This is a genomic window from Amycolatopsis sp. M39, from assembly GCF_001651785.1.
Taxonomy (GTDB): domain Bacteria; phylum Actinomycetota; class Actinomycetes; order Mycobacteriales; family Pseudonocardiaceae; genus Amycolatopsis; species Amycolatopsis rubida.
Genome location: NZ_LWSF01000016.1, coordinates 1 through 24,999 on the forward strand (window position 1 = coordinate 1; position 24,999 = coordinate 24,999).

General features: G+C 68.7%; 24 protein-coding genes and 1 pseudogene. 16 read left to right on the forward strand and 9 right to left on the reverse strand.

Annotation, left to right across the window (positions count from 1 at the left end; translation table 11 throughout):
• The first annotated feature begins 54 nt into the window (after positions 1–54).
• Genes A4R44_RS27885 through A4R44_RS27900 form a run of 4 tightly spaced genes read left to right on the forward strand, consistent with a single transcriptional unit; the run spans position 55 to position 4,682 of the window.
• Positions 55–1,038 carry an aspartyl/asparaginyl beta-hydroxylase domain-containing protein gene (locus A4R44_RS27885; RefSeq protein ID WP_095213645.1) on the forward strand — a complete coding sequence of 328 codons (984 nt, stop codon included), beginning with the start codon at positions 55–57 and terminating at the stop codon, positions 1,036–1,038.
• Positions 1,035–2,195, forward strand: a complete 1,161-nt coding sequence (locus A4R44_RS27890; RefSeq protein ID WP_067587097.1) for a DegT/DnrJ/EryC1/StrS aminotransferase family protein — start codon at positions 1,035–1,037, stop codon at positions 2,193–2,195. The genes A4R44_RS27885 and A4R44_RS27890 overlap by 4 nt, the downstream gene beginning before the upstream one ends.
• Complete coding sequence (locus A4R44_RS48305; protein WP_067587100.1) at positions 2,192–3,748, forward strand: VOC family protein; 1,557 nt, start codon at positions 2,192–2,194, stop codon at positions 3,746–3,748. Before A4R44_RS27890 ends, A4R44_RS48305 begins: the two co-directional genes overlap by 4 nt.
• Before the next feature lie 55 nt (positions 3,749–3,803).
• Positions 3,804–4,682, forward strand: a complete 879-nt coding sequence (locus A4R44_RS27900; protein WP_067587103.1) for a GNAT family N-acetyltransferase — start codon at positions 3,804–3,806, stop codon at positions 4,680–4,682.
• 7 nt (positions 4,683–4,689) lie between these two features.
• Here A4R44_RS27900 and A4R44_RS49320 read toward each other — a convergent pair whose 3' ends face one another.
• From A4R44_RS49320 to A4R44_RS27920, 5 genes are all read right to left on the reverse strand, one after another.
• Positions 4,690–5,391: a hypothetical protein gene (locus A4R44_RS49320; protein WP_161269622.1), complete on the reverse strand. Its 702-nt coding sequence runs from the start codon at positions 5,389–5,391 to the stop codon at positions 4,690–4,692.
• Positions 5,385–6,662: a hypothetical protein gene (locus A4R44_RS27905; RefSeq protein ID WP_067587106.1), complete on the reverse strand. Its 1,278-nt coding sequence runs from the start codon at positions 6,660–6,662 to the stop codon at positions 5,385–5,387. Before A4R44_RS27905 ends, A4R44_RS49320 begins: the two co-directional genes overlap by 7 nt.
• Before the next feature lie 24 nt (positions 6,663–6,686).
• Positions 6,687–8,441: a carbamoyltransferase C-terminal domain-containing protein gene (locus tag A4R44_RS27910; RefSeq protein WP_067587109.1), complete on the reverse strand. Its 1,755-nt coding sequence runs from the start codon at positions 8,439–8,441 to the stop codon at positions 6,687–6,689.
• Positions 8,442–8,484: 43 nt separating this feature from the next.
• The gene (locus A4R44_RS27915; protein ID WP_067587112.1) at positions 8,485–9,945 is read right to left on the reverse strand and encodes a VOC family protein; all 1,461 of its coding nucleotides are present in this window, start codon (positions 9,943–9,945) and stop codon (positions 8,485–8,487) included.
• Positions 9,946–10,164: 219 nt separating this feature from the next.
• Positions 10,165–12,021 carry a condensation domain-containing protein gene (locus A4R44_RS27920; RefSeq protein WP_067587115.1) on the reverse strand — a complete coding sequence of 619 codons (1,857 nt, stop codon included), beginning with the start codon at positions 12,019–12,021 and terminating at the stop codon, positions 10,165–10,167.
• A 222-nt stretch (positions 12,022–12,243) separates the two neighbouring features.
• Here A4R44_RS27920 and A4R44_RS27925 point away from each other — a divergent pair, with 222 nt between their 5' ends.
• Positions 12,244–12,621, forward strand: coding sequence for a VOC family protein (locus A4R44_RS27925; protein ID WP_093576815.1), 378 nt, complete (start codon positions 12,244–12,246; stop codon positions 12,619–12,621).
• Positions 12,622–12,659: 38 nt separating this feature from the next.
• Here the strand turns inward: A4R44_RS27925 and A4R44_RS27930 are convergent, their stop codons facing one another.
• Positions 12,660–13,457 carry a class I SAM-dependent methyltransferase gene (locus A4R44_RS27930; protein WP_067587121.1) on the reverse strand — a complete coding sequence of 266 codons (798 nt, stop codon included), beginning with the start codon at positions 13,455–13,457 and terminating at the stop codon, positions 12,660–12,662.
• Complete coding sequence (locus A4R44_RS27935; RefSeq protein ID WP_067587124.1) at positions 13,451–14,221, reverse strand: glycosyltransferase family 32 protein; 771 nt, start codon at positions 14,219–14,221, stop codon at positions 13,451–13,453. The genes A4R44_RS27930 and A4R44_RS27935 overlap by 7 nt, the downstream gene beginning before the upstream one ends.
• On the opposite strand from A4R44_RS27935, the gene A4R44_RS49325 reads away from it, so the two are divergent.
• The 4 genes from A4R44_RS49325 to A4R44_RS48315 all read left to right on the forward strand — a co-directional run bounded on the left by A4R44_RS49325 (position 14,211) and on the right by A4R44_RS48315 (position 17,764).
• Positions 14,211–14,642: a DUF5990 family protein gene (locus A4R44_RS49325; protein WP_067587127.1), complete on the forward strand. Its 432-nt coding sequence runs from the start codon at positions 14,211–14,213 to the stop codon at positions 14,640–14,642. The genes A4R44_RS27935 and A4R44_RS49325 overlap by 11 nt on opposite strands.
• Before the next feature lie 328 nt (positions 14,643–14,970).
• Entirely contained in the window at positions 14,971–15,207 is a 237-nt protein-coding gene (locus A4R44_RS50835) for a tyrosine-type recombinase/integrase (protein WP_067587130.1), read from the forward strand.
• A 1,237-nt stretch (positions 15,208–16,444) separates the two neighbouring features.
• Positions 16,445–17,032 (forward strand): hypothetical protein, encoded by a 588-nt coding sequence (locus A4R44_RS48310; protein WP_157905010.1) that lies wholly within the window; start codon positions 16,445–16,447, stop codon positions 17,030–17,032.
• Positions 17,033–17,038: 6 nt separating this feature from the next.
• On the forward strand, positions 17,039–17,764 hold the full coding sequence (locus A4R44_RS48315) for a hypothetical protein (protein ID WP_157905011.1): 726 nt from the start codon (positions 17,039–17,041) through the stop codon (positions 17,762–17,764).
• Here the strand turns inward: A4R44_RS48315 and A4R44_RS46275 are convergent.
• Together A4R44_RS46275 and A4R44_RS27950 are read right to left on the reverse strand one after the other, a co-directional pair.
• Positions 17,757–18,224 carry an NUDIX hydrolase gene (locus A4R44_RS46275; RefSeq protein WP_095213648.1) on the reverse strand — a complete coding sequence of 156 codons (468 nt, stop codon included), beginning with the start codon at positions 18,222–18,224 and terminating at the stop codon, positions 17,757–17,759. The genes A4R44_RS48315 and A4R44_RS46275 overlap by 8 nt on opposite strands.
• Before the next feature lie 10 nt (positions 18,225–18,234).
• On the reverse strand, positions 18,235–18,978 hold the full coding sequence (locus tag A4R44_RS27950) for a DUF5919 domain-containing protein (RefSeq protein WP_067587134.1): 744 nt from the start codon (positions 18,976–18,978) through the stop codon (positions 18,235–18,237).
• Between the two features lie 247 nt (positions 18,979–19,225).
• Here A4R44_RS27950 and A4R44_RS27955 point away from each other — a divergent pair, with 247 nt between their 5' ends.
• From A4R44_RS27955 to A4R44_RS27980, 7 genes and pseudogenes are all read left to right on the forward strand, one after another.
• Positions 19,226–19,456: a hypothetical protein gene (locus A4R44_RS27955; protein WP_067587137.1), complete on the forward strand. Its 231-nt coding sequence runs from the start codon at positions 19,226–19,228 to the stop codon at positions 19,454–19,456.
• Between the two features lie 25 nt (positions 19,457–19,481).
• The gene (locus tag A4R44_RS27960) at positions 19,482–19,940 is read left to right on the forward strand and encodes a hypothetical protein (RefSeq protein ID WP_067587140.1); all 459 of its coding nucleotides are present in this window, start codon (positions 19,482–19,484) and stop codon (positions 19,938–19,940) included.
• A gap of 68 nt (positions 19,941–20,008) precedes the next feature.
• A pseudogene (locus A4R44_RS52610) lies at positions 20,009–20,146 on the forward strand (XRE family transcriptional regulator); the annotation flags it as partial.
• 145 nt (positions 20,147–20,291) lie between these two features.
• Entirely contained in the window at positions 20,292–21,140 is an 849-nt protein-coding gene (locus A4R44_RS50840) for a DUF5753 domain-containing protein (RefSeq protein ID WP_067587147.1), read from the forward strand.
• A 320-nt stretch (positions 21,141–21,460) separates the two neighbouring features.
• The gene (locus A4R44_RS27970; protein ID WP_067587153.1) at positions 21,461–23,023 is read left to right on the forward strand and encodes an FtsK/SpoIIIE domain-containing protein; all 1,563 of its coding nucleotides are present in this window, start codon (positions 21,461–21,463) and stop codon (positions 23,021–23,023) included.
• Positions 23,020–23,400 carry a hypothetical protein gene (locus A4R44_RS27975; RefSeq protein ID WP_067587156.1) on the forward strand — a complete coding sequence of 127 codons (381 nt, stop codon included), beginning with the start codon at positions 23,020–23,022 and terminating at the stop codon, positions 23,398–23,400. Before A4R44_RS27970 ends, A4R44_RS27975 begins: the two co-directional genes overlap by 4 nt.
• On the forward strand, positions 23,397–24,986 hold the full coding sequence (locus tag A4R44_RS27980) for a replication initiator (protein ID WP_067587158.1): 1,590 nt from the start codon (positions 23,397–23,399) through the stop codon (positions 24,984–24,986). Before A4R44_RS27975 ends, A4R44_RS27980 begins: the two co-directional genes overlap by 4 nt.
• Positions 24,987–24,999: the final 13 nt, after the last annotated feature.

Below are 24,999 nucleotides of genomic sequence, written 5' to 3' on the forward strand. Positions count from 1 at the left end.
GACCCGCGTCACGAGCCGGAAGAAACACCCCTACTACCGATTAGGAAGTCAGCGATGACCGAAAACCAGGGTGCGGGCACTTCCGGCACGGTCGGTGCGCGCGCGTATCTCGAGCAGATGGTCCGGCGCTACTACGCCAGCCTGATCGACGCCTGGCACTACGCGGGCGACCCGGAGAAGGCGATGGAATGCGCGGCCGCCGCGGTCCGGCAGGGGGTGTGGGACCAGCCCTTCCAGCGGGCCCGGGAACACATCCCCGGCCTGCGCGCGCGGCCGGTGCATGACGCCGGGGAGTTCTGGTTCACCGCCTACCTGGAGGAGAACTACCCGCTGATCCGGGCGGAGATCGAGCAGGTGCTCGACACCCCGCTCGACCCGGTCGTGCCGACCACCGACGACGCCGGGCTGATCCGCAAGGGCGCGTGGAAACAGGCGCACCTCTACCGGGACGGCCGGTGGCAGACCCGGATCTGCTCGCGGTTCCCGGTCACCACCGGCATCCTGGACAAGGTCCCGGACGTCACCGCGCTCAGCCCCGGCGTGATCACCGTGTCCCGCGTTTCCCCGGGAACGCACATCATGCCGCACTGCGGGCCGACGAACGCGCTGCTGCGGATCCACCTGCCGATCACCGTTCCGCCCGGGGTGAGCATCCGCGTCGCGGACCGGGAAATGCGGTGGCAGGAAGGGAAATGCCTCGTCTTCGACGATTCGTTCGAACACGAGGTGCACCACCGCGGCACCGAGGACCGCGTGGTGCTGATCCTGGACGTGCTGCACCCGGACCTGGCGGGCGACCACCAGGAACGCCTGCTGCGGCGGCAGCGGAACTTCGAGGAGCAGATCGTCGCCTTCATGCGGGAACGCGGCCTGGCGCGCGTGCGGGTCCGCGACGGGGAGATCGCCCTGACCCCGGACGACACGGTGCGGCAGCTGGTCGCGACCTACCTGTCCGGCACCGGGATCACCGGCGCCGAACTCGACGGCGACCAGGTGCGCTGGGAGCGCGCGGACGCGTCGGCGGGAGCGCCCCGATGATCAACCTGTTCGAGCCGGTCCTCGGCGAGGAGGAGCTGGCGGCGATCGGCGAGGTGTTCGCCGACGGCTGGCTGGGCAAGGGAAAGCGGACGCGCGCGTTCGAAGCGGCGTTCGCGGATCATCTCGGCGTGGCCGAAGAACAGATCGTCTCGGTGAACTCGTGCACCGAAGGGCTGTTCCTGGCGACGGAGCTGCTGGAGATCGGGCCGGGCGACGAAGTGGTGCTGCCTTCGGTGAGCTTCGTCGGCGCGGCCAACGCGGTGGCGGCGCGCGGCGGCAAACCGGTCTTCTGCGACGTCGACGCCGACACGCTGAACCCCGGCACCGCCGAGATCGCGCGCCGGATCGGCCCGGCGACCAAGGCCGTGCTGGTGCTGCACTACGGCGGCTGTCCCGGCGACGTGGCGACGATCGCCGCGCTGTGCCGGGAACACGGGATCGCCCTGGTGGAGGACGCGGCTTGCGCGGTGGCGTCCCGCGCGGCCGGGACCGCCTGCGGGACCTTCGGCGACCTCGGCGTGTGGAGCTTCGACGCGATGAAGATCCTGGTCACCGGCGACGGCGGGATGCTCTACGCCAAGGACCCCGCGCTCGCCCGGCGGGCCGCCGAACTGGCCTATCTCGGCCTGCGCCAGCTCAGCGGCTACGCCGAGGCCGGAACCCGCAAGCGCTGGTGGGAATTCGACGTCGGCCCGTTCGGCCGTCGTTCGGTGACCAACGACATCTGCTCGGCGATCGGCATGGTGCAGCTGGGCAAACTGCCGTCGTTCGTCCGGCGCCGCCACGAGATCTGCCGTCGCTACGACGCCCGGCTCGCGGCGGTGCCCGGGCTGCGCGTCCCGCCGCGGATGCCGCCGGGACACGAAAGCTCGTACTACTTCTACTGGGTCCGGATGGACTCGCGGATCCGCGACGACGTCGCGGCGCGGTTGCACGAACGCGGGATCTACACGAGTTTCCGTTACGCGCCGCTGCACCTGCTGCCCGCCTACGGGGCGCCGCGGCCGGAACTCCCCGGCACGGAACGGGCCGCGGCGGAAACCCTGTGCATCCCGCTGCACCACGGGCTCGACGACCGGGAAGCCGACACGGTGGCGGACGAACTCGCCGCCGCGGTCGCCGAATTCGGCGCGGCGAGGGAAAGGACGGAACCGTGAACCGGGCCCGGAAAGCGGCGAAGCTGGCGCTCGGCGGCGGCGAAGGCGTGCCCTGCCTGTGGGTGGGCGATCTGGACCGGGCGGTGTCGTTCTACCGCGACCGGGCGGGCTTCCGCGAGACGGAACTCCTCGGCGGCCAGCGGCCGCACGCGGCGCTGGCCTCCGGGCACGGCGCCACCGTGCTGCTCCGGGCGGCGGGGGGCGAGGAGCGGGAAAGCCGGCGCCTCCGATCGGGGAATTCCGACTGGGACGCCCTGTTCTTCGTCGGCGACCTCGACCGGGTCGCGCGCGAACTGCGCGACGGCGGCGTCCGGATCGAGGTCGGCATCGGCGTCTCGGCGGTGGCGTACCGGACGCTGGAGATCCGCGACGAGTGGGGCAACGCGCTGGCGTTCGCCGAAGCGGCCGGGGGATGGCGGCCCGCGACGCGGGATCTCGCCGAACGGGTGATCCCGGCGCGGCTGCGGACTTCGCTGCGGGACCGGAAGTTCGCCAGGCAGGAGCGACCGGAGCACGCGAGGTTCGCCCGGTTCCACGCGGAGCTGCCCGACCGGCGGGACCCGGTGTACATGTTCTTCACCAAGGGTTTGCTGCACTGGGTGGCCGCCTCGGCGAAGCACATTCCGCCCGAGGTGAACCTGGTGTTCTTCGGCTCGGGCCTGCCCGCCGAAGAACAACGATGGCTGAGCGAGCACCTCGGCCGTCCGGTGTTCAACTCCCAGCTGGAAATCGACGACAACACCGCGTGGGAGATCCTTTTCGCGGCCAACACGACGAACTTCGGCTACGTGGACATCGACTGCTTCGTGCTCGACCCGCGGGTGTTCGCCGACCTCGCCGCCATCGGCGACGACGTGGCGGTCAACGCGGCCTGGACCTATCCGGCGGCGCCCGGGGTCCCGGTCGCCTGCACTCATCTCGTCTTCCTCAACGCCGGGATCATCGCGAAACTGCGGGACAGCGGCCGGTATCTCTCCCCGGCCAACTACGCCTGGGACGGCGGCATGGTCCCGCTGCTGCACCACCGGACGTACTGCCGCGTTCCGACTCCGGAGCAACGGCGGCTGCTGCTCGAAGTGCTGCCCGCCGACGAGCGGGGGTTGCCGAAAGCCCCGGGCGAGGCTCCGTTCTTCGACACCTTGATCGGCTACCAGATCGCCGCCGCGGCGGCGGGGTACCGGACCCGCGCGATCCGGCCCCTCGCGCACCGCACGCAGGCGATGTTCGCGGACGCGGCGGCCGCCGGGAAACACGTGTGGCAGCAGGATTTGTCCGACGAACTCGTGCACATCGGCGGAATCAGCTACTACGGCCGCTATTTTCACGCTGCGGAGTTCCGCAAGCTCTATCTGGCCGCAGAATATTCCGTCCTGCGCGCGTCGGTGGACCGCCTGCCGCCCGGATACCGGGAACGGCGGTCCACGATCGAACGGCAGCTGCGCGAGGCCGGCCTGGATCCCTTGCTGGCACGGGAATTCATCCGCGAGCACCTGGTGGCCGACCGCGGGATCGGCGCGGAGGCGGCCGACCGGATCCTCGGCGGGCCGGAATAGCCCCCGGTCAGTATGCTGGCCGCCGCTGCCGCACGGCGACCAAGGACGGAACTCGGTGGAACTGAAGACCTCCCGGCTGGACCTGACGCCGCTGGACCCCGAAGAGCACGCCGACGCCCTCCACGCGGCCTACGGCGATCCGGTGGTGATGTCGTGGTGGACCCGGCCCGCGACCGCGACCGAGGCGGAGACCCGGCAGCTGCTCGCCGCGGACGCCGCGCAGCCGGGCGCCGCCCTCTGGGCGATCCGGCGGGCAGGCGACCCGGCCGCGATCGGAATGGCGGGCCTGCTCGGCGGCACCGCGATCCCCGGGCTGAGCTGGATACTGGCCGAATCGGAGTGGGGACACGGTTTCGCCACCGAAGCGGCCTCCGCGATCGTCGAGCACGCCTTCGGCGCCGCCGGGCACGACCGGGTCGAAGCCTGGGTCGAATCGACCAACACCCGCTCGATCGCCGTGTGCCGGAAGATCGGCCTGACCGAACGGGGACGGCTCGCCCAGCGGTACGAGCACCGCGACCGCCCGCACGAGATGATCGTGCTCGGCCGGGCGCGGCATCCGGAGCCGACCTCGGTGCTGCACCTCGAACCGGTGCTCCCGGTGACCGACGTCGCGGCGACGACCGAACTGCTGCGCGCCGCGCTGGCGGGCCGGGTCTCCTTTTCGGCGGGCGAACCGCCCGAGGTCGCCGGGATGGTCTTCGGGCCGTGGAGCGCCGGGCCGAGCGTCCAGTTCGTCCGGAAGCCGCGCGGGGAGTGCGCGCCGGTGGTCCTGACGCTGGACGTCGTCGCGGGGTTCGACGAGCTGTACGCCGCGGTGACGGCGGCCGGGACGGCGGGAGTCGAGCCGCCGGTCCGCGAGCCGTGGGGGCGGCGCGAGTTCGCGTTCCGCCTGCCGGAGGGGCACCGGATCGTGGTGAGCACGCCGGGGTGAGCGCGGGTCACCCGGAAGCGGCGCCCGGGTTCCTCAGCAGAACGCGCGCTTCGAACAACTCCCCGAAGACCGGCAGCACGGAAGGGAATTCCCCTCGTTCGAGAGCCTCGGCGTCGGCCCGATGGCACGCGGCGGGGTCCGGCGCGGGGACCGGCCACCGCACGCCCGTCTGGTTGACGCCGCGCCGGGTCAGCCGGCCGTCCACCGCCGCGGCCGTCGAAGTCCACTGGGGACAGCTCGGCAACGTCGCCACGACGGCCCCGTTGACCAGCAGGTCCGCGGTCGTGCCCGCTGGCGCGTCCGGCATCCGGTAGGTCACCGCCAAGGTGAGATCCCCGGGGCGCGCGAGAGCGAACGCGAACACCGACCGCCGAGCCATCCCCCGGTGGTAGGCGAGCGGCGGCCGCCAGTTCGGGAGCGGATGCCCGTCGGCGGTGGGGCTTTCGAGCAGATCGGCGTCGCGATCGCTCCCGGGCGCCGATTCGAAGAGTTCGCTGAGGCATTCCCGCAGAGTCCACAGTTCGGGCGGCACGCACCGGGTCTGCACCAGGCCGGAGAGAAACGGCAGCAGCTCCGCGGCCTCGGCCAGCCGCAACGCGGCCGGATGCGTCCACAATGGACGCGGCGCGTCCAGCAGCGCCAGCGTGCCCGCCAGGACCGGACCCGCACCGGGGTCGGCGTCGACCGCGGCGCGCAGCCGATTCAGCACCGGAAGCACCGGCTGGCCTTGGAAAGCGATGTGCGCGGCGGCGTGCGCGTGGCCGAAGGCCCGCAGCCGCCGGTCCGGTCCGGGGCCGGGCGCCGTGGTTCCGGGAGGGCTGCCGGTGACGGCGTCGGCGACGGCGGCCATGGCGCGTTCGATGCCGGGGCCGGAAAGGTGGCAGTAGTCGTGGAACAGGTCCGGGTCGGGCAGTCCGGGGGCGCCGAAGACGGTGCGCAGGTCGACACACCGCCAGCCGCGGTCGCGGGCGAAGGACGCGAGCAGGTCCTGGACCGGCCGGGTGATCCTGGGGACGTGCCGGACGAACAGTCCGCACACCGCGTCCCGGGAGTCCTCGAACGCCGCCCGCGCCGCCGCCTCGTCGCCAGCGCCGCCCGGCCGCGCAGCCAGCCGGGGATCGAACTGGTGCCCTGATCGAGCGCGGCCATGGCCGCGGCCAGGGGGGCGATCTCCGCCCACCGCCCGGTTTCGGCGGCGTGCCCGGCCTGGTCCTTCAGGTCGTGCCAGGAGGCGAGCGCGGCGGGCGGGAGCACCGGGGTCTCGATGTCGGCGGGCGGAACCCAGCCGCGGAGATTGAACTCGGGCACCACGACGACCACCTCGGCCGGGCACCGTTGCCGAAGCGCGGCGAGGCGCTCCAGGAACCCTTGGGCATAGGCGTGCGTGACCACGGAAAGGAACCGTTCCCGGAGCGCGGCGTACCCGCCTTCCCGCAGCGCGTCCGCGAGCGTGTCGCGCACCTCGATCTCCCCGGCCAGGCCGAGCCGGAAGAACGGTTCCGCCCAGTTGTTCCCGGCGAAGGCGATCACGACGTCCGGAGCCGCCAGGTCCAGCCGGTCGACGAGGGTGTTCAGGACGGCTCCGGTCGCGCCGGTCTTGGCGAGGTCGACGCATTGGTAGCCCTCGCCGCCCAGCTGGCGTTGCAGCACTTGCCCGCAGCTTTGCCCGTGCTCGAACGGCCAGCCCCGGGCCGCTGATTCGCCGATCAGCACGACCCGCCGGGCATCCCCGGCCGGCGGCAGGTACTCCACGGGGGCCCAGGATTCGAGTTCTTCGGGCGGCCAGTCCGTCCGGCGCAGCGCGGTGTCCGGTTCGACCCGCCACGGCCCGAGTTCCGGAATCCGCTCGCCCGCCGGTCCGGGCCGCTGCCGCCGGACGGCCAGTTTCTGGAGTTCGGCCAGGATCTGGGCGCCGGCGGCGTCGCCGAGCAGCGCGGCGAGCCGGTCCGCCCTCTGCCGGAGGGGTTCCGTCGCGGGCATGGGCACCTGCTTCCCGGGAAGGCGTCAGACGAAGCTGTACACGGTGGTGCGCTCCCGCGGCGGCGAGGCGGGGATCAGGCCGACGAGCCGGTCCCACCCGTCCGGAAGATCCCGGGCGCGCACCAGCAGGTCGCCGAGGACGAGAGCGTCGAGCCCGCAGCGGACGAACGCGGCCAGCGCGTCCGCGGGAGTGCACACGATCGGTTCTCCCCGCACGTTGAACGAGGTGTTGAGCAGGATCGGGTAGCCGGTGCGCTTCCCGAACGCGGTCAGCAGGCCGTGGAAGCGCGGATCGACCGCGGCGTCGACGGTCTGCAGCCGGGCCGAACCGTCGACGTGGGAGATCGCGGGCAGCGCGGCGGGGTCGAGGACCCGCGCGGTATCGAGCATGAACGGCGCCGGGCCGGTCCAGGCGAAGAACTCGGGACAGCGGTCGGCGGCCACGGCGGGGGCGAACGGCCGGAAGGACTCGCGTTTCTTCACCAGCGCGTTGATGCGGTCGCGCATCCGGGAGTCCCGGGGATCGGCGAGGATCGACCGCGCGCCCAGCGACCGGGGGCCGAATTCCATGCGGCCCTGGAACCAGCCGATGATCTCGCCCCCGGCCAGCAGCTCCGCCGCGGTGTCCAGCAGTCCGGTCTCGTCCCCGGCGAACGCGAGGTAGGGGACGCCCGCGATGTCGAGGCCTGCCCGGACCTCGTCGGCCGGATAGGCCGGGCCGAGGCGGGCGTCGGTCATCCGCTCCCGCACATACGTTCCGGTCAGCCGGTGGTGCACCAGCGCGGCGGCGCCGACGCACCCGCCCGCGTCGCCCGCCGCGGGCTGGACGAAGAGGTCGCGGAACGGCCCGTCGCGGCGGAGCCGGGTGTTCGCCACGCAATTCAGCGCGACACCGCCCGCGTAGCTGAGGTTTTCCGATCCGGTGCGCTCGTGCAGATGACGCGCCTTCGCCAGCAGGATTTCTTCGAGCACGATCTGCAGACTGCGCGCGAGGTCCTGATGGACGGTCTCGATCTCGTCGTCCGGCCGTCGCGGCGCAACGGGCAGCAGGTCGGCCAGCGCGTCGGTGTACATCCGGTCCGGCCGCCGGAAGTCGAAGTACTCCGGGTCGAGCCGGAACTGGCCGCCGGGCAGGTCGGCGACCAGCGTGCGCAGCGTCTCGGCGCAGGTGCCTTCGCCGTACGGAGCGAGGCCCATCACCTTGTACTCGTCGCTGTTGACCTCGAACCCCAGGTATGAGGTGAGCGCGCTGTAGAACAGCCCGAGCGAATCCGGGAACGCGACCTCCTCGAAGAGTTCGATCCCGTCCGGACCGGCGCGGCCGTAGCTCGTCGTCGTCCACTCGCCGACCGCGTCGGCGGTCAGCAGGGCGGATTCGGCGAACCCGGAGAAGTAGAACGCGCTCGCCGCGTGCGATTCGTGGTGGGTGACCGGGACGACCTCGCCGGAGTAGCCGAGCAGCTCGCGGATCTCCCGGAACGGCCGGTCGGCGTCGAGCCGGAACAGGGTTTCCGGACTGCTCTGCGGCAACTCGGGCAAGCCGTTCCACAGCTGACGGCCCAGCCGCGCGACGGGATCCTCGTAGTAGGCGACGCGGTCGATGTCGGCGATGCCGATCCCGGCCTGGCGAAGGCACGCGCGAAAAGCGTGGGCGGGCATCGACGCGTCGTACCGCCGCCGGGTGAACCGCTCCTCCTGCGCGGCGGCCGCCAGCCGTCCGTCGATCAGCACAGCGCACGCCGAATCGTGGTACAGAGCCGAAATCCCGACGACGATCACGCGAGGCTCACCTGCCTGTCCCTTCGCTTGGCGGCGGTCGAGGTCATCCCGGTCCTCCGGCGGGCTCCTGGCGTCCGACCGCGAGCGCGGCGGCGTGCGGAGACAGCCCCCGTTCCTCGACCAGGTGCCGCGTGCAGAGGTCTGCGACAGATTCCTCGGCGATGCCTTGCGCGGCCAGCGTTTCGGTCACCGCGGCCAGCCTCCTGCCGTACCAGTCGGGCAGCGTGGCGGCGACCGGGGCGAGCGCCAGGTACTCGGCCAGCAGATAGCGGAGCCGGACCTCGGCGTCGTGGAAGTATCCGCTGAATTCTTCGAGCACGTCGGCGTGCCCGAGCCCGGCGATGTACATCAGCTCGTCCGAACTCTCGTCTCCCGCCGTCGCGCCCTGCGGCGTGCCGTAGCCGGAAAGCTCGCGCACCTGGGAGATCCGCTTCCCGAGGGTGCGAGCGGCGAGCTGGTACAGGACGGTCGGTTCGTAGAAGGCCATCCCGCCGGGGACGGCCGGGCCTGCCAGTTCGCGCAACGCCCGCGACGGAGTCCTGCTGTAGCAGCGCCGCCCCTCGACCTGCCGGTTGAACCGTTCGCGGGCGTAGACGCCGGGACCGACGTCGATGCCCGCGTCCCGCACCTCGGCGATCGTCCCGGCGCTGAAGAACGCGAGATGGGTGTTGGCGATCGGGAAACCGGCTCCGGAGTCCCACGACCACGCGCAGGCGACCGAAGTGTCCTGGTCGAGCGCGGACAGTTCGGCGAAGAGACCCGGGTTGAGCACGAGGCATCCCGGCTCCAGCCAGCCGAAATCGTCCCCGGCCGCGGCGAAGAGGAACTCCAGCACGCCCGCGTCGTCCATCCGGAGGTCGATGTGGTGGAAGGGACGGCCGAGATTTTCCCGCACCCAGGCGCGTTCGGCGGACGGGAGAGCGGAACCGAGCAGCACGAGGGGAACGTCGCCGGGGACGAGCCCGGCGGTTTTCCCCGCCCAGTGCAGGAGTCCTTCGGTGAAGTGGAGGAAGTAAGCCCCGGACGTCCGAGGCCGCGCGCGCAGAAACTCGCGGAACGCCAGGAGCCCGCGGTGTTCGGCGCGGGCGGTCCGGCTCCGGTCGAGCGCGCGGCGCGTGGTGTCGAGCGGCTCGGCGATCCGGTGCCGGAGCGCGGAAACCCCGCCCGCCGGGCCCACGGCGATCACATTGCCGTAGCAGTCCCGGAAACCGTACGAGCAGTCCGGCCGCGCCGTGCCGGGGCCGACCAGATGCGCGCCCCGGTCGTCGAGCCTGCGGCGCAGTATTTCCGGTTGCGCGACAAGGATGACCGCGTCCGGCACCGGTGTGTCTTCGGCGCGCTGCCCGGCTCGGAGCGCGAGGAAAACGCCGTGCCCGTGCAGCAGCGCCGCTTGGCCGGAGACGGTGACCGGGGCGAAACCGAAAAAGGTACGGTAGTAATCGACGGCCTTGCCCACGTCGCCGACCTGGAGACAGGGAACTCCGGACGGCCGGTGAACGCGCATTCCATCCTCCTGCCGCCGACGAGAAGCGCGTTGTCGAGAGTAGTACTTTTCGCGGACGCGGGCGATAGCCTTTCCGGGTCAGCCGCACCGAAAATACCCGTGCCGGCAACGAAAATGGCGAGAGAACGGTGCGGCGGCCGTCTCCGCGACGGGCGACCGGGTGAACCGCGGATCACCTCATCGCCGGACCCGCGGCGATGATCGGTGACGGTGCGCCGATCACGGCAGCGGATTCTCCTCCGTCCGGATCCGGATCCGCCCCGGCGAAAGCATCCGCCGGGTACCCGCCGTCGCGCGGTTTTCAGACGGCAGCTCACCGGCTTTCGCGTTCGACGGCCGCAGCGATCCCGTCGACGGTACGAGCGGTGGCGATCGCGTAGAGGCCGATCTCCACGCCGAAACGCCGCTGAACACNGAGGCGAGGCGAGCCGCGTCCATCGACGTCCCGCCGAGCCGGAAGAAATTGTCGTCGCCCGCGACGTTCCGCGCACCGAGCACTTCTCCGACCAGCTCGGCGACCCCGGCGGCGGTCGAAGGCGCCGGTTTCCCGGCAGGCTCGGGCCGGGCCGGGGCGTGCGTCCGCCATCGCGCCGGTCTCTCGAAGGCGAGTTCCGAGATCCGGGCCTCCGGTCTCGCGACAGCGTCCCGCAGCAGCGCGACCAGCAACTGTTCGACCAGCGGCAGCGACGCGGGCGCGAACAGCACGTCGTCCAACTGGAGGCGGATCGGCAGCTCTCCGTGCCCGGAGTCGAAGACCTCAAGCCAGAGATCGGCTTCCGAGCGACCGGCCGAGGCACCCGGTTCCGGCTCGGGCAGGGCGGCCGGGGCCAGCCCGGGCAGCGGGGTCTTCGCGCGGGGAACGTTGTGCACGGAAAGCCCGAACTGCCGAAGCGGACTCGGCTCGCGGTCGCGCGCCGGGTCCAGCAGGGCGACGACTTCGGCGAACGGCAGCTTCGCGGCGTCGAACGCGTCGAGCGCCGAATCTCGTGCCGCGGCGAGCAGTTCCCGGAAAGTGGGATCCCCGGGGGCGCTGAGCCGCAGCACCAGGCATTCGGTCAGCAGGCCGACCGTCCGCTCGGTCTCGCTCCCGTGCCGTCCGGCCGAAACCGAGACCACGGCGAAGTCGGCGGCCCCGCTCCAGCGGCTGATCAGCGCGTGCAGCCCGGCCAGCAGCGTGCCGAACAGCGTGACCGCTTCCGCCGCGCCGAGCCGGCGCAGACCGGTGCTGAGTTCGTGGTCGAGCACGGATTCCCGGGAGTGGGAGCCGAGGTTGGGCAGTGCCCGCCGCGGCCGGTCGGAGGGCAGGTCGACCGGGCGGACTCCGCCCAGCCGGTCCCGGCAGCGCTCGCGCAGCGCGGACATCCTGGCCGGAGTGAGCCGCCGCCGTTGCCGCCGGCCGAGTTCCGCGGGCTGCCCGAGCGGGGGCTGCAGCCGGTGCGGCCTGCCCGCACAAGCGGAGCTGTAGGCCGAAGACAGTTCCTCGAGCAGCACCGCGATCGACCAGAGATCGGCCGCGAGATGGTGGACGCTCAGGAGGATCACGTGGTCTTCGGGCGCCAGCCGGAGCACACCGGCCCGGAACGGCGAACCGGATTCGAGGGCGAAGGGCCGGGCCCGCTCCTGCGCGACGACCGCGGCGAGCGGGGGAGCGCCGGGCCCGGCGAGGTCGAGGATCCGGATCCTCGCGGGCGTATACGGATCGACCACCTGGCCCGGGGCGCCGTCCCGCAACGGAAACCGGGTGCGGAGGCTTTCGTGGCGGCTCGCCGCCACGCCGACCGCGGCGTCCAGCGCCGGGATGTTTAGCGGTCCGCGCACCCGCGCCATAACCGGTTCGTCGTCGGCGACGGACGCGGGGAACAGCCGGTCGACCAGCCACATGCGTTCCTGGTCGAACGACAGCGGCAGGGGCCCGTCGCGGTCCGCCGTTTCGCGCGTTTCGCGGTCGGCCGGTCGCCGGGAGAACAGCCGCCGGGAGAACAGCCGCCGGGAGAACAGCCGCCGGGAGAACAGCCGCCGGAGAATATTCCGCTTTTCCCCGGGGCCCCCGCGCCGCCCGGCCGGAATCCGAACCACATTTCCTCCCGGACGGAACGTCGGAGCGCGGCTTTTCCCGGCCGACGGCTAGGGGCGAAGTGTCGAGAGGCTGAAATTGCCGGTGGCCGTCTTTCAGCCTAGCTGTTCGCGGGCGTTACGCGAAGGGGCGAATCGGGCCGCGCGCATTCGCCAGTCCCGGCTCGGGCGGTAGGGTGGGCCGCGACGAAGAACGACGACCGCCTCGGGTTGGAGATGGCTGAAATGGCTCTGTTGACCGCGATTCCGTGTCTTCCGGTCGCCGACATCAAGCAGGCCGCCGATTTCTACGCCGAGAAGTTCGGTTTCGCCGCCGGCTACGTGGGCGACGACTACGGCGTCGTGGAGCGCGACGGGGTGGAGATCCACTTCTGGCCGGCGAACCAGCCGGGCACGGCCGGCGCGGAACCGCATCTCGCGGGCTCCGGCTCGTGCCGCGTCCGGGTGTCGGACGTGAAGGCGCTTTACGAAGAGCTGCGCGTGCTCGACGTCGTGCACCCCAACGGGGCACTGGACGCCCATCCGTGGGGCCCGGAATTCACCGTGCTCGACCGGGACCACAACGCACTCACCTTCTACCAGGCCGCCGGAACCGAAAGCTGATCCGGACGGGCGCTCGCGTCCGGAACCCGGCGCCGCCTTCAGCGGCGCTTCGTCAGGCTGAGGCAGGCGACCGTGATCGGAGGCGGGAACGGCGCCAGGCCCTGCCCGGTCGCCAGGCATCCCAGCCGGTACAGCAGCGGATGCCGCCACGGCAGCAGCCGCCGGTCGAGCTTGGCGGCGTAGGACGTGGTCAGCCGGTCCGGGAGGGCGAGGTCGGCGGCCACGTCCGCGCCGTCGTCGTCGGAGAACCCGGCCGCCAGCACCGAAAGGACCTGGACGGCCTCGTCGACCAGCGGCGGGTCCGGCGGCAGATCGGCGGTGAGGATCAGCCGCCCGCCGGGCCTGAGCACCCGGTGGAATTCGGCCACGATCTCCTCCTGCCGGTCCGTGTGCTCGAGCACGGAAACGCAGCAGACCACGTCGAAACTGCCGGATTCGTAGGGGAGTTCGTGCAGATCCGCGACGGTGAACCGGATCGGGCCGTCGACGGCGTCGAACACCGAGGCGAGCGAGGCGTCCTGGTCGCAGCACCACACGTCCGCGTCCGGCGCGGTCTCGGCGATGAGGAACGGAAGGAAGGTCACCCCGGAGCCCGCGTCGAGGACCCGGGCGGGCCGGTCGGGCATCCGGCTCACCACGAACGGGTATTCCCATTGCCTGCTCCACTGGTGCAGCGGATCGGGAACCCATTTCCGGCGGTACGGCCGGAGCGCGGTCCAGTGCCGGGCGAGGAACCGGTCCGAGTACCGCTCGACGACGGCGAAAGCCTCCGACCGCAGCAGGCGCTCGTAGCCGGCGACGGCGGGGATCCCGGCGGGCAACGGCGGAATCAGCACTTCTTGCCCTCCTTGCCGGAAAACCGGGCGCACAGCGTCTGCACGTGGCGGACCGTCCAGGCGGCGGCCCGGTTCATCACGCGCAGCCGCAGCGGCACGCCTCGCATGCCCTTGTGGTGGATGGCGTACATGTCCTCGTGCCCGGGCAGCGGTTTGCGGTCGCGGCCGACCTGGTACCGCGCGTCCCCTTCCAGCACGTGCCCGGGGACGACCAGCGCGGTGCCGTCGTCCCGGCAGCCGAGGCGGACGACGCAGTCCTCCAGCATCTCGGAGCCGGTGCTGCGGCTGACGTAGTACATCTGGGTCCAGTCGAGCAGCCTGCCGGGGCGCGGCGGCGGGCGCTCGCGGCGCCGCCGCATCGCGGCGAACACCTCCGGCCACAACGGATGCCCCGGCACGCTGCCCATGATGGCGTTGCCGATGCAGTTGCGGTCGCAGAAGATCAGCTGGTGGTCGCCGAGCAGCGTGTCCAGCGGCCGGACGAACTCGATGTCCATGTCCACGTAGAAGCCGCCGAACCGGTGCAGCAGGAAGTAGCGGATCGCGTCGCACCGCTGGATGCGGAACCGGTACGCGTCGAAGACCGGGAGGAACGCCGGGTAGTGCTCGCGCAGCAGGCCCCTGGCCGATCTTTCGGTCCAGAACCGGTGGCACCAGTCCGGGTGGCTGGCGAGCACTCCTTTCCGGTATTCCCGGTAGCTGCTCGGCGCTGCGGCCTCGTCGGGGAAATACAACTGGTGGATGATGCGCGGGATGGGTTTCACCGACACCTCTTTCACCGATTCCGGGGATATGCCGATGGTGCGAATCACCTTGACCGTGGACGGGCTCGACGACCGGGACGGCCAGCTCGAATACGGCCTGCAGGACCGGGCCGGCGCGCTCGAGCCCGGCACCGCGCTCGCGGACGGCGCGGTGCGCTACACCACCGAGGTCGGCACCCGGCCCCGCCCCGACGGCACCGTGTCCTACTCCGGGGACCACGTCCACGGCCCGGCCCGGGAACGGTTCCTCTACCTCAGCTTCCGGCCGCCGGGCGGAACCGAATGGACCCGGCGGCTCAAGGTGCCGCTGCCCGAAAGACTCGGCGAGTCGGTGGTCGAACTCGTCGGCCGGGTCACCGACCTGGGCACGACCCGGGGCCGGTTCCACGACGACGGCTGGACGCGGCGCGAGGGGGAGTGAGCCGCCCGGACGGCAGCGCGCGCCGGGAAAACCGCCCGGGGCCGCCTCAGAAGAGGCGCGTCCGCGCGTGATCCCGGACCGGCCCCACGGCCGCGAGAGGAAAACGCCTTCGGGAAACAGCTTGACGACCAGTTCGCGCACGAGCGGATTCCCACCCTCCGCGGGGCAGCGAGTGCGATGCGTGATCCCTCGACGGTGCCGGATCTCCTCCGCGAAGGTCAACTCATCCGGCTCGAAGTGACCGAACGGCGCAACGCCCGCCGACCCGTATCGCGGCCGCCGCATCTCGACTGCGGTCCTCCGCGACGCGACGCATTGAGACGTCGTCGTGACGAAGCTCGGCTCCGAGCACCCGCGCCACCACGATCTGCGGCACACGGGGCTGACCTGGATGGCTGATGCGCTCGTACCTCTTCACCACTTGCGGAAGACCGCGGGCCACGGCTCGTTGTCGACGACGCAGAGATATCTCCACCCGAACCTGAGCGCGATCACCGGCGCCGACGAGTTGCTCGCCCAGCACCTCAGGTCGCCGAAACGCGCGCATTTGTGCGCAGTAAGGTAATTCGGTGAAATCTGTCGGAGTATCCTGTCACAAATGCGTTGCGCTTTCGGCCGTGTGAGAGGAATGGTTGTCGAACGTCGTTTTTCGCCAAACGCGGACTTTCTTCAGTCCTCCTTCTGCGGTTGACCAATCCGCCGACGGCCTGATTCCTGCGGCCGGGCGTCATCGCGGGTTGGATCGCCATGTCCGGCAGCCGCTGATGCCGACTGTGCGGACGTCGGCGGTGTCCGGGCGGCACGCGTGCCATGCTTGGTCAAGACCCCGGGGGCCGAGTCTGGCGAGCCACTTGGCAAGATCAACATTATGATGACAAAAAAGCCGCCCGACCTGGGCTTTCACCCAAGCCAAGCGGCTCGTTNCGTCCGGTCGGGCTGACAGGATTCGAACCTGCGACCCCTTGACCCCCAGGACGGTGGAGTCAGGGTTTTCGCAGTTCAGGGGGCGTTTGCTTGATCGACTGGCGTGTCTGAAACGCCTGGTCGTGTGGGTCCGGGCATGACGTGTGGTCCCCAAATGGTCCCCAAGATCCTGCCTGGTCATGGCCTGGTCGCCGTCTCGCCCCGGGCGGTGGCCATCGTGCGGAGGCAGCCTGGCCTCTTCCTCGTCCCTGCCGCACCTAGCGTCGGAGTGGCGCGGTCAAGGGTGAGCGAAGCTCATCGCGCCAGCGACGCCGGAGGCGCCCTTGAGGGCGTCGGTCCGCCGTTAGACGATCGCCGACGAGGAAGCGGCCTCCGCAACCCAGACGGCAGGCAAGTAACACGGGCGTCGCTTTGAGCGTTCTATGTCTCATGTGGATCTACATGTTCGGTGCGAGCCTGGGGCGGCGCGCCCCCGCACCCGCACCTTCGGCGGCCTGCCCCGCGGCCGGTGGCCGAAGCGGAGCGGCAGGCCGCCGTGCCGCATGGGGGCGGGATCGCCGGACGCTAGGTGACCAGCGCGCTGCCCGAGGCGGCGCGCCTTGATCCCATAGAGCCAAGTTCGGCAGTCGTTAGGTAATAGGAGACTTTACGTGCGTAGTCCAGTTTATATGAATGTTCCACTGCTCCAAAACATGGCCGACTATTATAACGTTCCTATACCTGAGGACGCGCAGGTTACGCGTAAGAGTACCGGCTCAGCGGGCTCGAAGATCGGAATTGATAAGGGGTTAGTTGCATCTCGGGACACTGGAAGGTCCTCGGAGCTTGTCGAAGTATTCGAAACCAGACTGCGACCTGTCCGTTTGCTAAATGATGTAGTGGATCATATCTCAAGGGAGACCAGCGGCGTCGACTTGACTCTCAATCCAGACGCTTCAGTGGTCCATAGGGAGCCGATCATTGTTGAAGGGGTGATATCTCCGTCGCCCGCAACCAAGGCTGCCGAATATTTGGAGCCAATGATTCCCCAATTGATGGAGCAAGCGGCGGCTGGGGCAACTGAAATGAAGCTGGATCAGGCGCGTTTCATTTCCAGCTTTTCTCGAAATGAAAGATCTTCTAATCCAAAGGCGTACCTCATTGACCCGGCGGATAGAATTGAAAAGTTCGTCGTTATTTTGCGCAGTGATAACTTGGTCGGCGAAGAGGTGTCACTGGAGGATATTCTGGGCGAGATGACCGTTTTTGGACTGGTGGAAAAAGTCGTGCGCGAGAGAAGCATGATATCTCTTGAAAAGTATCTGTTGCCTGGCATGAATAGATCGCTTCGCCGATTGCTTCCGGATCCTGTTATTGCTGATATGCTGGAAAAACTCAGCGATACACTGAAGGAGGATATTGACCCGGAGGATTTGCATGTGCCAGGCCCGGCGTATGTTATCGATGTTGCTGCGATATTTGCGTAGGTATACATGAGCAAAGACGGTCTGCCTGCTAGCTCGATTATAATCTTGTCTGCGGGTGCGGCGGATTTTATGGCCCAGGCTTCCAATTCTGCACCAATTGCAGGCGCTCTTGGGGCTGCTGCCGCCGCTGTAGGTGTAGCCGCAGAGGGTGTAAGGCGTCGCCAGCAGGAGCAGGCGGCGAATTCGCTTGCATTCGCGAGTTCGCTTAGCGGTCTCGAAGAGGAGGAGGTTGTATCAAGACTCCTGGGGACTCCTGGCGGAACTGAACTACTGTCGATTTGCCTTAACGGTGCTGCCCGGTCCGTCGATCGGAGAAAACTGCGGGTTCTGGGAGCAAGTCTGGCCGCAGGTTCGATACAGTCGGATGACGCATTGCTAGATGAAGATCTCTACTTATCTCAAGTTGTAGCGGATCTGGAGGCACCCCACCTTGCACTGTTAGATTTGTTAAACGAGCCCCATCCAGAGCTTGCCGGAACCAAGAACATGCAGGCGGCAGGTCGACTCAGGTCTCGCGTGAACCCACCAGTCCTTGCACGTCAGCTGATTGCCACCCTGGAAAGGCACGGGCTCATTTATGGATGGTCGCGCGAATCTTATTCCATGCTGCATAAAAGTACTCGCGCAGTTATAGGTGTCAATTTAGAAAAAGACCCTGTCATGTGGTCCATTACTGAATTCGGTGAGTTCGTGTTAGCAAGGTTTCTGGAGGTGGATCCGGAGCTTAGCTGAAAAATGTTTCACGACTCGAAAGCGCATGGCTCAACCGAAGCATTATTGACGGGTGAATATTTAGGGTTTTCAGTTCATGCTCCGATTTCCATAAAACTTCCTTACTTTCGGCACTCGTGCTGAGTTCGCCCGATATTCTTCGCGCGCGGAAGCAAATGGAGAACTCCTGCCTTACTTCACCATCGTCGTAAGCGATCACATGGTTCGGGTTTGAATACAACCCGACCACGCCTGTGATCTCACATTCGATGCCGGTCTCTTCTTGCACCTCTCGGACGGCGGCTTGGGCAAGGGTCTCGCCTAGTTCGAGCTGACCGCCGGGGATGGCATATAGATCGTTGTCCGTCCGGCGGATCATGAGGATTCGGCCTTCATCGTCCTGGATGAAGGCCGATACTGCGACGGCGATGCTGTTGGCTTTGGGGGCGTTGGGGTCGTTGTAGTAGTCGACACGTGCCATGTGGTGCCTCCTAGATGGTGGCGGGCTTGGCGAGGTTCCAGACGGTCTCGAAGCTCTCCGAGTAGGTCTCGAAGAGGTCCCCGGCGGAGAGTCGGCGAAGGTGCAGGGACGGCGCGTGCGCGCCCTGGAAACCGTAGACGTGCGTGTTGATGATCATCTCGTCGTCGAAGCGGAAGATGGAGTTGTAGAGCGTCGTGTTGTGGAATCGCATCTCGACTCCTTCGACGCCGACGAGCGGCCGGTAGAACGCCAGCGCGTTGCGAACGCGCGCGGGGAGCGTCCCGTCGCCGAGCTGCTCTTCTTCTCCGCGCAGGGCGACGCTGTCGCCGTCCGGGTCGCCGAACGCCAGGCGGATCCTCGTGCCGGCCGCGGCCTTGGCTGCGAGGTCCTTGATGAACCGCGGGCGTTCGACCAGGAACAGTGCCGCGTGGACCAGGATCTCCACGGTCTCTGACGCGTCGTTGATCAGGCGGTCCCACAGTTCGACCGGGATCGCGTTGCGGTGCGGGAAGACGCTCACGACCTCGGCGGCGGCAGTCTCGGCCCTGCGCTCGGGCGCGACGGAGTCCGGCCACAGGTAGGTTTCTGATTCGCGCGCCATCGCGGCGATCTTGTGCCGGTGCTTCGGGTACGGGGTGCGGCCTTTGGTGATCCACCGCTCGACCGTCTTCTGGTCGACCCTGAGCGCCTTGGCGACCTGTTCCAGCGTGAGCCCGTTGCGCAGCAGCGCGTCACGCAGCCGTTCGTTCGGCATCCGCACCCCCTTGGGACTTTTAGGGACGTCTTCGACCGTACCAGGGACGTCCCAAGATGTCCCGCCACGTGGTGATCATGTCCCGCCTTTTGCCGGAGATTGGGTGGCACGTTGCCGGGACTCGCTCGGCGGCATAGCCCGAGGAGGCAGACATGACGACTGTAAGCACGGCCTCGGCCCTCGGCGGCGGGTCGAGTGGTCCGGCCGCGCCGGTGTCTCGCAAGTACGTGGTTTAGGCGCGGGCGACATGCGCGACACGGTCCAGATTCACGTGACGGCAGACCTGCCGATCCGCGTCCGCGCGCTGACGTACGCGAACCGAGCGGAGATCCGCTTCGGCAAGGCGTTCCCCGTGGTCCTTCTCGTGGACTCCGACGCGATCGCGGTTCTGGGCAAGCAACTTCACGAAGCAGAGACGGCGCTGAGCGCAGCGACACGGACGAACCACGGCGGCGAGACGCCGGACACGACTGACTGACAAAGAACACTGGGAGCTAGCGGTTATGGCTATCGAAAAGGGACACCGGTTCGCGATCGACTTCGACGACGCGTTCCCGCAGGGGCTTGTGATGGTGGGGGAAGTGATCCCGGACAACGAGTATCAGTCTCGGGAGGACCGGGCTGCGGGGCGTCCGGTGCGACAACGGGTGGATGAGGTCACCGGGAAGCGCCAATGGAGGGCTGCGGTTACGGACCCGGGCGAGACGAAGGCGAAGCGTGCCTCGTTCGAGGTGACATTCATGGCGGATGTTCAGCCGGTGCCGACGACGTCGGAGGCGTTGCCGGGGATGCGGCCGATCGAGCTGGACGGGTTGACGGCGGAGCCGCGTGTCGGCGGGCAGGGCGAGTTCAAGTATCAGACGTACGTCTTTCGGGCGACGGGGTTCAAGGCTGCTGCGGGCAAGTCGTCGTCGCGGTCGGCCAGTGGGTCGTCTGCGTCTGGTGAGGGCAAGGCGGCGTAGATGGGTGTTCTCGTTTTGCAGACAGGGACGATCCCGGGCCGGAGGTGTGGTTGATGCGTGGCACGGATATGGCGAGCCCGCGAGCACGCGGCCTGGGTGCTGCGTTGCGGGATGCGCGGATCGAAGCGCGGTTCGGGTTGCGGGAGCTGGGGCGGCGGATCGGGGTGAACCCGGCGTTGTTGTCGAACTGGGAGTTGGGGCAGCGGGTGCCGACGCCGGTGGAGGTGTCGGGGGTACTGGGCGCGCTCGGGGTGACTGGAGAGCGGAAGGCGTGGATCATGCTGTTGGCGCGGGGTGTGTCGGGGCCGAGCTGGTTCTCGGCGGGGTCGCAGGNTGGGGCGGCGGATCGGGGTGAACCCGGCGTTGTTGTCGAACTGGGAGCTGGGGCAGCGGGTGCCGACGCCGGTGGAGGTGGCAGGCGTGCTGGGCGCGCTCGGGGTGACCGGGCAGCGGAAAGCCTGGATCATGCTGCTGGCGCGGGGTGTGTCGGGGCCGAGCTGGTTCTCGGCGGGGTCGCAGGCGGACCCGGCGCATTACACGACGTTGATCGCGCATGAGCGGGTCGCGACGTCGGTGACCGTGTGGGCTCCATTGCTGGTGCCGGACCTGCTGCAGGTCCCGGACTACGCGCGGCTGGTGTTCGGCCCGGACCTGCGGGACAAGGAGAAGCTGGACCAGGTGGTGGAGAGTCGGTTGGACCGCAACCGGATCGTGTTCGGCGCGGGCGCGATTCCCGCGCGGATGTTCATCGGGTCCGAGGCGCTGCGGAATCACTTCGGGGATGCCGAGGTGATGTTGCGGCAGATGCGTTTTCTCAAGGATCTGATTGGGATCTCGCGGGCGGTGACGATCCGACTGGCTCCGAGTCAGGCAGTGACGCAGGGGGCGTTCAGCCGATACACGATGAAGGACACCTCGGATGTCGTTTACTGCCCGCACCACGGGGCCGGGGTGTTCCTGGTCGGCAAGGAAGCGGTCCCGTACACGGGAACGATCGAGCGGCTTGAGGAGGCGGCGTTGTCTCCGGCGGAGTCGCTGGCGCGGCTGTCGGTGGTGGTGGACCAGCTTCTGAAAGAGGTGAAGGCGCAGCGGCGGGCGACTGACGCCGGGCTGACTCAGCTCCTGACCGGCGAGGAACCGACCACTGACGAGGAACCGACCGGCGACGAGTCGACCACGGACGAACCGACCACCGACTAGCCGGAAAACCTAAGCGAGTACTGAAAAAGCGCACGGCGACGTGTGCTGTGTTCAACGCGCCCTGATGCGCTTGGAATTGTTCCGTATAAACGCAGAACCGGCTTCTGGCTGCCAACCTTCACCGGTTCTGCGCTGTCCACTGGGAAGTGAACAATGACGAACATAACCGGTTCTGGACGGTGTGCGTCAACGGGGGTCACCCGGATGCGTTGCGCCGCATGCAAAAAGTTCACTCGCCTCGTGCGGGGCGAGACGAAGTGCGCGGCCTGTCAAGGAATGCTGCCGCTCGACCTCACCGCGGCTGAGGGCGGTGAGCGGCGATGAACGCGGTGGTGGTGATCGCTGTCGGCGCGGGTGTCGCGGTGATGTTGTGGGTGCTGGCGAAGCTTGGGCGTGCGTTGGCGTCCATTGTGGAAACGCTGGCGGCATTGGCGTTCCTGGGTTTCGCGTTCTGGACGGTGGTGCGGGCGCTCGGCTGGCTGGTGCGGCAGATCGTCACCCGCTGGCGCACGTGCCTGACGCTCGTCGCCCTGGCGGCGTGGTTGCGGTGGTGGGGCTGGCTGTCGCTGACGGTCGTGCTCGTCACGCTGGCGCTGATCGCGGTGGTTTGGCATCAGCTCGATGTGGTCGGGTTCGACCGGTGGTGTGGTCGGTGGCTGCGGGCGTGGTGGCTTCGCTGGGCGGTCTACGGGCGCAAGCTGCCGGACTGGCTGCACGCCTGCGGATTGACTGTCCGCGACGAAGCGATCCCGGTGGACGTGACCGTGAATCTTGTGTCGCGGCGGCGGAAACGCCAGGCCGTCACGCAGGCGCGGCAGAAGTCCGGGGTTGCGGTGCCCGCGCTGGTGCGGGTGCGGTCGGGGGCGTCGTGGGACGAGGTCCGGGTGCGGTTGGTGCCGGGGCAGACGCCGGAGGATTTCGACGAGGCGGCGCGGGCGTTGGCGACGGCTCGGCGGGTGTCGCGGGTGCAGGTGCGCGAGATCGCGCCGGATGTGGTGTCGCTGGATTTCATGCGCCGCGACCTGCTCACCACCCCCGTCCGTTGCCGTGAGCTGCCTGGGCTGGAACCGGCTCGGGTGAACCTGCGCGCGGTGTATGCGGGGACGACGGAGTACGGGACGCCGTGGCGGCTGCCGTTGACCGGCGCGGGCGCGCACATCCTCGTGGCCGGTGCCAGCGGTGCCGGGAAGAACTCGGTGATGTGGTGCCCGCTGGTGTCGGCCGCTTCGGCGATCCGCTCCGGGCTAGTGCGGGTGTCCGGTGTGGACCCGAAGGGCATGGAACTGGCCTACGGGCGCGGGATCTTCGCCCGCTACGCCGTGTCCGGCAAGGACACTCTCGAACTGCTGGAGGGCTTGCGGGACGAGCTGGAACACCGCAAGCGGGAGTTCGCCGGGAACACCCGGGACGTGCCGCTGTCTCAGGAGTTTCCGTTGGAATTGCTGGAGTTCGACGAGATCGGCGCGTTGACCCGCTACACCGACCGCAAAACCCGCGAGGCCATCGTGGAACACGTCGCGGTCCTCAACACCCAGGGCCGGGCGTTGGGGGTGTCGGTCCGCGGCTACGTGCAGGAACCGACCAAGGACACGGTTCCGGTGCGGGAGCTGTTCACCCGCCGCGTCTGCCTGCGCGTCACCTCCAAAACCCATGTCGGGATGGTGCTCGGCGACGGCGCGTACGAACGCGGCGCGTGGGCCAACCGCATCCCGGAGACCATGCCCGGCACCGGTTACGTGTGGGGCGAAGGCATCCGCGAACCGCTGCGGGTCCGTGCGGGCTGGGTCTCGGACGAGACGGTGAAGGCCCTGGAGCAGTACGTCACCAACGGCGGCACCCACCACCTCGACCACGCGCAGACCGAGGATAGGAGGGCAGCGTGAACCGGCTCATGATCTTCCTCGATGCCATCCGGGACCACCTTGACGCGCACGCGTTGCCTCCGTCCTGCTCGGTGGAGGTCACCACCTGGTCCACGCCGGTGAGCGTTCACCTCGACACAGACACGGTGACCGGAGTCGCGCACGGTCTGAGCACCTGGGCGGCAACCCTGGACGCACCGCGAGTGAGCTTGTGGCGCACGGGGGACCGGGTTCAGCTGGAGCTGAGTGGCCGGACGCCGTGCGGTGTGCTGGTGACGGTCTACGGCTGGGTCCCGTTCGACCCCGTTACGTTTCCTGACCTGCCTCCGCGCACCGAGCAGGAGATGCCGGTCTGGCTGCTGCGCGACTGGGTACGCGGCGGGGAGGCGGCTGCATGAGCACCGAGAGCAGGGTCGAACGCACACGTGGGGCGCTGGCTGCCGATGTTGTGAAGGCGACTGCGGAGAAGCATGGCGTGTGCGTGCGGCCGTTCACGATGGAGGTCGCCGACACTGACACCGGGGAACTGCGCTACGTCCCTGTTCCGTGCGGGTCCACAGTGGAATCCGTCTGTTTGCCGTGTGCCCGCAAGGCGAAAGCACTGCGGCAAGCGCAATGCCGAGTGGGCTGGCACCTCGCTGAGGAACCGGTCATCACCCGCGGCGAACCCACGGCCGCACAGACCGAGCTGATGACTTATCGGGCCGACTTGGTCGCCGCCTACCGTGACGCCCACGCCGACGATGCGGAAGCTCTGCGCACCGAGATCACTGCCGTGGATATGGAACTGCGGGAATCAGGCATGAGTGGGCGGCTCCCGGCTGTCGAGGCTTCGGTCAAGCGGGCGGTGAAACGCTCGACCAAGCGTCGCCAGGACGCACCGAATCTGCCCCGCCGCAAGGTCGCCAAGACCACCGTGGGCAGGGAGTTCGCTGGACGATTCCGGCCGTCGATGTTCGTCACGCTCACCTGCGACACCTACGGCCGCGTCCGTCCGGACGGCTCGCCGGTCAACCCTGCGACCTATGACTACCGGCGGGCCGCTCGGGATGCGGTGCACTTCGCGGCGCTGGTGGACCGGTGGTGGCAGAACCTCCGTCGGGTCGTCGGGTTCGACGTGCAGTACTTCGCCACGGTCGAGCCACAGAAACGTGCCGCACCGCACCTTCATGCGGCGCTCCGCGGCTCGATCTCGCACGATGTCATTCGCCTGGTCACCGAAGCCACCTACCATCAAGTGTGGTGGCCCAACCACGACCAGATTTTGTACGCCGGAGACCGGAAACCGTTGTGGGACCCCGATATGCGCGCGTTCGTGGACCCTGACAGCCGGGCTCCGCTGGTCTCGTGGGACGACGCCGTTGAGGACGTCGAGGAACCCGCGCATGTCGTCCGGTTCGGGGAACAGGTGCACTCGAAGGGGATTCTCGGCGGCAGCGAGGAAGCCGGGCGGCACATCGGGTACTTGACGAAGTACCTCACCAAGTCGACCGGTGAGGTGGTCGACGCCGATACCGCCGCGCAGCGGGACCATCACGACCGGCTTCACGCCGAACTGGCCATCACGCCGTGTTCGCCGCGCTGCGCGGTCTGGCTGCTGTACGGCATCCAACCCAAGGGCGCGACAGGCAAGACGACTCCTGGCCACTGCAACGGTCGCGCGCATCGGAGGTCAACGCTGGGGCTGCCGGGGCGCCGTGTGCTGGTTTCGCGGAAGTGGTCGGGCAAGACGCTGGTGGACCACAAGGCCGACCGGCGGGCGTTTGTGTTGCAGTCGCTCGCGGCAGTCGGGATTGAGAAGGCAGAAGCGGACCGGTCACACCTCGTCTGGCGGAAAGTCGAACCGGGAGATCCGCAGGCGCCGCCTCGGCCTCATCTGGTGATGCGGGCGATCGCGGAGCGGATTGCGTGGAGGGCCGAGTACGACCGGGCGCTACTGGCAGCGAGACCGCCGGAAACTTCGGCAACTCGGTTGGCAGCGTGAGGGAGGAGGACGA

Bases quoted from the DNA above. Each gene is read 5' to 3' on its own strand.
- A4R44_RS27885 (WP_095213645.1), top strand. From the start codon at position 55: ATGACCGAAAACCAGGGTGCGGGCACTTCCGGCACGGTCGGTGCGCGC.
- A4R44_RS27890 (WP_067587097.1), top strand. From the start codon at position 1,035: ATGATCAACCTGTTCGAGCCGGTCCTCGGCGAGGAGGAGCTGGCGGCG.
- A4R44_RS27905 (WP_067587106.1), bottom strand. From the start codon at position 6,662: ATGCCCGCGACGGAACCCCTCCGGCAGAGGGCGGACCGGCTCGCCGCG.
- A4R44_RS27915 (WP_067587112.1), bottom strand. From the start codon at position 9,945: ATGCGCGTTCACCGGCCGTCCGGAGTTCCCTGTCTCCAGGTCGGCGAC.
- A4R44_RS27925 (WP_093576815.1), top strand. From the start codon at position 12,244: ATGGCTCTGTTGACCGCGATTCCGTGTCTTCCGGTCGCCGACATCAAG.
- A4R44_RS49325 (WP_067587127.1), top strand. From the start codon at position 14,211: ATGGGTTTCACCGACACCTCTTTCACCGATTCCGGGGATATGCCGATG.
- A4R44_RS48315 (WP_157905011.1), top strand. From the start codon at position 17,039: ATGAGCAAAGACGGTCTGCCTGCTAGCTCGATTATAATCTTGTCTGCG.
- A4R44_RS46275 (WP_095213648.1), bottom strand. From the start codon at position 18,224: ATGGCACGTGTCGACTACTACAACGACCCCAACGCCCCCAAAGCCAAC.
- A4R44_RS27950 (WP_067587134.1), bottom strand. From the start codon at position 18,978: ATGCCGAACGAACGGCTGCGTGACGCGCTGCTGCGCAACGGGCTCACG.
- A4R44_RS27955 (WP_067587137.1), top strand. From the start codon at position 19,226: ATGCGCGACACGGTCCAGATTCACGTGACGGCAGACCTGCCGATCCGC.
- A4R44_RS27960 (WP_067587140.1), top strand. From the start codon at position 19,482: ATGGCTATCGAAAAGGGACACCGGTTCGCGATCGACTTCGACGACGCG.
- A4R44_RS27970 (WP_067587153.1), top strand. From the start codon at position 21,461: ATGAACGCGGTGGTGGTGATCGCTGTCGGCGCGGGTGTCGCGGTGATG.
- A4R44_RS27980 (WP_067587158.1), top strand. From the start codon at position 23,397: ATGAGCACCGAGAGCAGGGTCGAACGCACACGTGGGGCGCTGGCTGCC.